4 protein-coding genes and 2 pseudogenes are annotated in these 3921 nt (G+C 31.0%); 2 read left to right on the forward strand and 4 right to left on the reverse strand.

Translation table 11 applies throughout. The features are described from left to right. Window positions 1-197: 197 nt before the first annotated feature. Complete coding sequence (locus tag ACFWDE_RS30080) at window positions 198-908, forward strand: alpha/beta hydrolase (RefSeq protein WP_377896343.1); 711 nt, start codon at window positions 198-200, stop codon at window positions 906-908. A gap of 115 nt (window positions 909-1023) precedes the next feature. Here the strand turns inward: ACFWDE_RS30080 and ACFWDE_RS30085 are convergent. Continuing rightward, a pseudogene (locus ACFWDE_RS30085) lies at window positions 1024-1230 on the reverse strand (YxeA family protein); the annotation flags it as partial. Between the two features lie 224 nt (window positions 1231-1454). Here ACFWDE_RS30085 and ACFWDE_RS30090 point away from each other — a divergent pair. Beyond that, window positions 1455-1697: a DUF6262 family protein gene (locus tag ACFWDE_RS30090; RefSeq protein WP_264538677.1), complete on the forward strand. Its 243-nt coding sequence runs from the start codon at window positions 1455-1457 to the stop codon at window positions 1695-1697. Between the two features lie 150 nt (window positions 1698-1847). On the opposite strand, the gene ACFWDE_RS30095 is transcribed toward ACFWDE_RS30090, so the two are convergent. From ACFWDE_RS30095 to ACFWDE_RS30105, 3 genes and pseudogenes are all read right to left on the reverse strand, one after another. Then, the gene (locus ACFWDE_RS30095; protein WP_377896344.1) at window positions 1848-2663 is read right to left on the reverse strand and encodes a sulfotransferase family 2 domain-containing protein; all 816 of its coding nucleotides are present in this window, start codon (window positions 2661-2663) and stop codon (window positions 1848-1850) included. Window positions 2664-2704: 41 nt separating this feature from the next. Then, window positions 2705-3478 carry a sulfite exporter TauE/SafE family protein gene (locus ACFWDE_RS30100; RefSeq protein WP_377896345.1) on the reverse strand — a complete coding sequence of 258 codons (774 nt, stop codon included), beginning with the start codon at window positions 3476-3478 and terminating at the stop codon, window positions 2705-2707. A gap of 89 nt (window positions 3479-3567) precedes the next feature. Then, window positions 3568-3921 (reverse strand): annotated as a pseudogene (locus tag ACFWDE_RS30105) (sulfotransferase family 2 domain-containing protein); the annotation flags it as partial.

Consider the following 3921-nt stretch of genomic DNA (forward strand, 5'->3'; position numbering starts at 1 on the left):
ATTACAAAATTAACAACTCAACTAACGTCGATATTCTATACGTTAAAGAAATCGGCTTTTTCTTTATAAAATTTTATTTTAAAACGATATTTGAGGGCTCGTATTATTTTTTCTAAACTTAATAGTTAAGATTATTCGACAATTATATTAATAATAATTAAAGTATAGAATATACACATCTTAGGGAGGTGATATATGTGAAGAAATGGATGAAAATTACTCTATACTCTTTACTAGGCATCTTAATTGTAGGAAGTATTACTTTTTTGACTTGGTCTCAGTTTACTTACAAACCAACTAAAGAGGCTTTGGCTTTAGTAGATAATAAAAAAGATGAAGAGAATATAGTATTTGGACAGAAAGATGCTAAGGTAGGGATTGTTTTTTATCAAGGTGCTAAAGTAGAAGTTGAGTCTTATAGTTACTTGGGGGAAGCTCTTGCAAAAGATGGGCATTTTGTAGTAATGCCTAAGTTACTATTAAACTTAGCGATACTTGGAACAAATGTGGTAGACAGTATAATTGAAAAGTATCCTGAAGTTCAAAAATGGTATGTTGCTGGGCATTCAATGGGGGGAGCTATGATTTCTAGGTATGCCTTTCAACATGAAGAAAAGGTAGACGGTATTATTCTCTTAGGTTCTTATCCTGCAGATGATTTCTCTAACAAGCTGATGCCAATGCTATCAATTTATGGGGAAGTAGATGGCTTAGCCACTGTAGAAAAAATAATGAACAATAAAAAATTAATGTCAAAGAATACAACTATGCACATGATAAAAGGGGGGAATCATGCTAATTTCGGCATGTATGGCGAGCAAAAAGGTGATAATGCTAGCTTAATTACGTCAAAAGCACAACAAGATGAAACAGTTAAAGTAATTGAACAATGGTTATTAAAACAATGATAACTAATTTGATAAATCTCCTAAAAGAATTATCCTTCCTCCAGCATGTGAAGAAGGATAACCCAATGGTAGGTAGGAGAGGTAATAAAGAGCTAGCTCATACGAATAGGCTCTTTTATTTATCTTCTATCTTCAATTTCTCCCTTAGTTTCTCCGGAATGTCCTTTTCAGAAATAATGTCGTAAGAATAGACATACTTGCCTTTTACATGAACTTTTAAGTACGTTTTTCTTATAAAATCATTAGGAGTGTTCGTTCCTACTGTATATTCTTTCTCATTCCCTGATTCATCAATACCTTTTAGTGAGTATATAGCTCTTCCTTAAGGAGGCCTATTCCTAATATGTAAAGTAAAAATTTCTTCATGATTGTTTCTCCTTTTGTTAATTTACATTTTCAGTATAGAAAAAACTTCTTATGAATATAGAGGGAAATTCCTTAAGTTTTTCTTAACAAGATTTTTAAAGTGCGGTTATTTTAACCAATGTTTTCATGAAAATACCTGACAAAAGAACGAATGTTCTTTTGTCAGGAGTGATAACCTTAGTGAAAGCGCAATATCGAGTGAATAAAATAATACAGTTAATGAGTAAAGAAGGACAAAAAATCAATTTTAATTCAGTTTCAGAAAAAGCACTTGTTTCTAAAGCATATTTATATAGAGAACCCTTAATTAGAAAAAAGATTGAAGAGTTACTTCAACAGCAAGAAGGAATACATGATTTTAAAAAGACAAAAAAAGACATCCGATGCCTCAAAAGATGTAATCATAAAAACTTTGAAAAATAAAATCAACCATTCAAAACATAGGAACAAGTTATTAGAAAGTGAAAATGAGCATCTAAAAACACAACTAAAAAAAGAATTAGGAAAAGTATATGGAAATTTATAAATAGGAAGAAACATCGTATCATTTTTCAGATAACATACTTAACAGTACTAGGGTCTTTGCACACTTTTATGTTCAGAAAAAGAAGTTAAATCATAATTATACATAATAAAATCTTTTGCAAATATCTCTTGAACCAACTGAAGTGTTTCTGCGTCATAAAAACTATCATAAGTAGGTAATCGTGGGAAAAGAGGCTTGGTAATATCAGCTTCTGCATAAATCCCTTTGTAAATCATCTTGCTACTTTGATGATGCCAAGATTTTGATAATAGATCTAATGGTGATTTTTTTAATTTATAATCCTCTTCTAGTTTCGAAATTCCTGTGTTGAAACTTTCTAGATAAATATAGTTTGTAACAAATTCCTCTTCCCCTTGTATATATTGGTGGGTAAAGTGAGGATCTACTAGATCTAATTTGGTCATGTGTGCTTTTAAATAATACAAAAATAGTTTAAAGGAAATGGGTTTATTGCAGGTTTCGTCACCATACAGAAATAGTCGAATGGGCTTCCATGCGGGATGCTCAATATTTAGCGATGGAATCAGAGCAGCAAAAGAACTTACTGCTCTTCTATAAGGGTTTCTTACTAGTTTATACGTATTCTTTTCTTTTGCTTGTAATCCGTTGGCTAATTGTATTAAATGATCTGTAGAGTTTGTGTATACTTCATACTCATAATTATGAATAAAAGGGTCATAATTTATTGCTTCTTCAAATAAATTAATTTGATAAAAAAACCAGTGTGCTAGCGACGTACAACCACTTTTTTGGCTCCAAAATAAGATTAGAGGAAAATCTTTATGAAAATGAGGTACGCGTCCTCTCTTAAGTATAAAATTATATAGTTCTGTATGATCCATTTTGAACCTCCATTCTTATATAACAAAAGCATAAAACGCTTTCAATAAGAGGTGACTAACTTTAGTCCACTAATACAAATAATGATAGCTAGAAATATTTGAAGAGGTTTAACGGGGATTTTAGTGGAGCATTTACTACCAAGTATGACTCCTGGAATAGAACCGATAAGTAAATTAATTGTTAATATATAATCGACGTTTCCTAAATTCATATTTAATATGCTTGCCACAGTAACTAATATGAAAGCATGTGTAATATCTGTTCCTACTAATTCAGATGTTTTCATTTGATATAAATAGATCATTGCAATAGCAAATAAAGAACCAGAGCCAACCGAGGTAAGTCCAACGATAAAACCAAGTATAGCACCAATAAAAATAGTTAAATTCTTCTTTTGTTCTAAAGTTTGTTTTTGAAAATAATTTTGTGTAGATTCATTATAGAAAAAGGCTTTTATAAAAATAGAGATTGCTGCAAAGATTAAAACATAACCTAATACATATTTTATGATTCCCTCTCGATTGAAATGAAAAATTGGTAAAAAATGAATAGTTATTATTGCGATAACTGCACTAGGTATGCTCCCCATAGCTAGATATTTTACTAATCTAAAGTTTATAGTCTTCTGTTTCCAGTGTTGGGATATTCCAAACATTTTAGTGATAGAATTATATACTAGATCTGTTCCAACAGCGATGGAAGGACTTATACCTAATGTTAGGAGAAATGGAGTCAATAATGCTGCGCCTCCTATCCCTGTTACCCCAACTAATACCCCTATGATGAAACCCATCATTATAATAGAAACACTCATTATAATTCCCCTTCCATACCGCTGGCTTTTAGTAGTGGTTTTCGTTTTTAAAGAGACTCTATGCATAGTGGGGGTTATAGGTATATTAGTTAAAAATTAATTTCATTCTTTTTATATCCATATGCTTCAAAATCGTCATTATATATTTCTGAAACAAGCTTTAGAGCTTCTTCATCATAAAAACTTCGATAGGTTGGTAATGAAGGGAATTGTGGATTTGTAATATCTCTATTTGCATAGTTTTCTTTATAAATCATTTGATGTGCCCTATGATGAGTGGAGTTTGTAAGGAGTGATATATCAGAAGAAAGTAATCCATATTCTTTCTCCAGCTTCGGAATTATTGTATTAAAATTCTCTAGTTTTATATTTTGTTTGATGACCTTTTCTTCCCCCTCAATATATTGTTGTGAAAAATGTTGATCTAACTGACTGGATTTAGC

It is taken from the genome of Bacillus sp. NPDC060175, from assembly GCF_042728695.1.
Taxonomy (GTDB): Bacteria; Bacillota; Bacilli; order Bacillales; family Bacillaceae_G; genus Bacillus_A.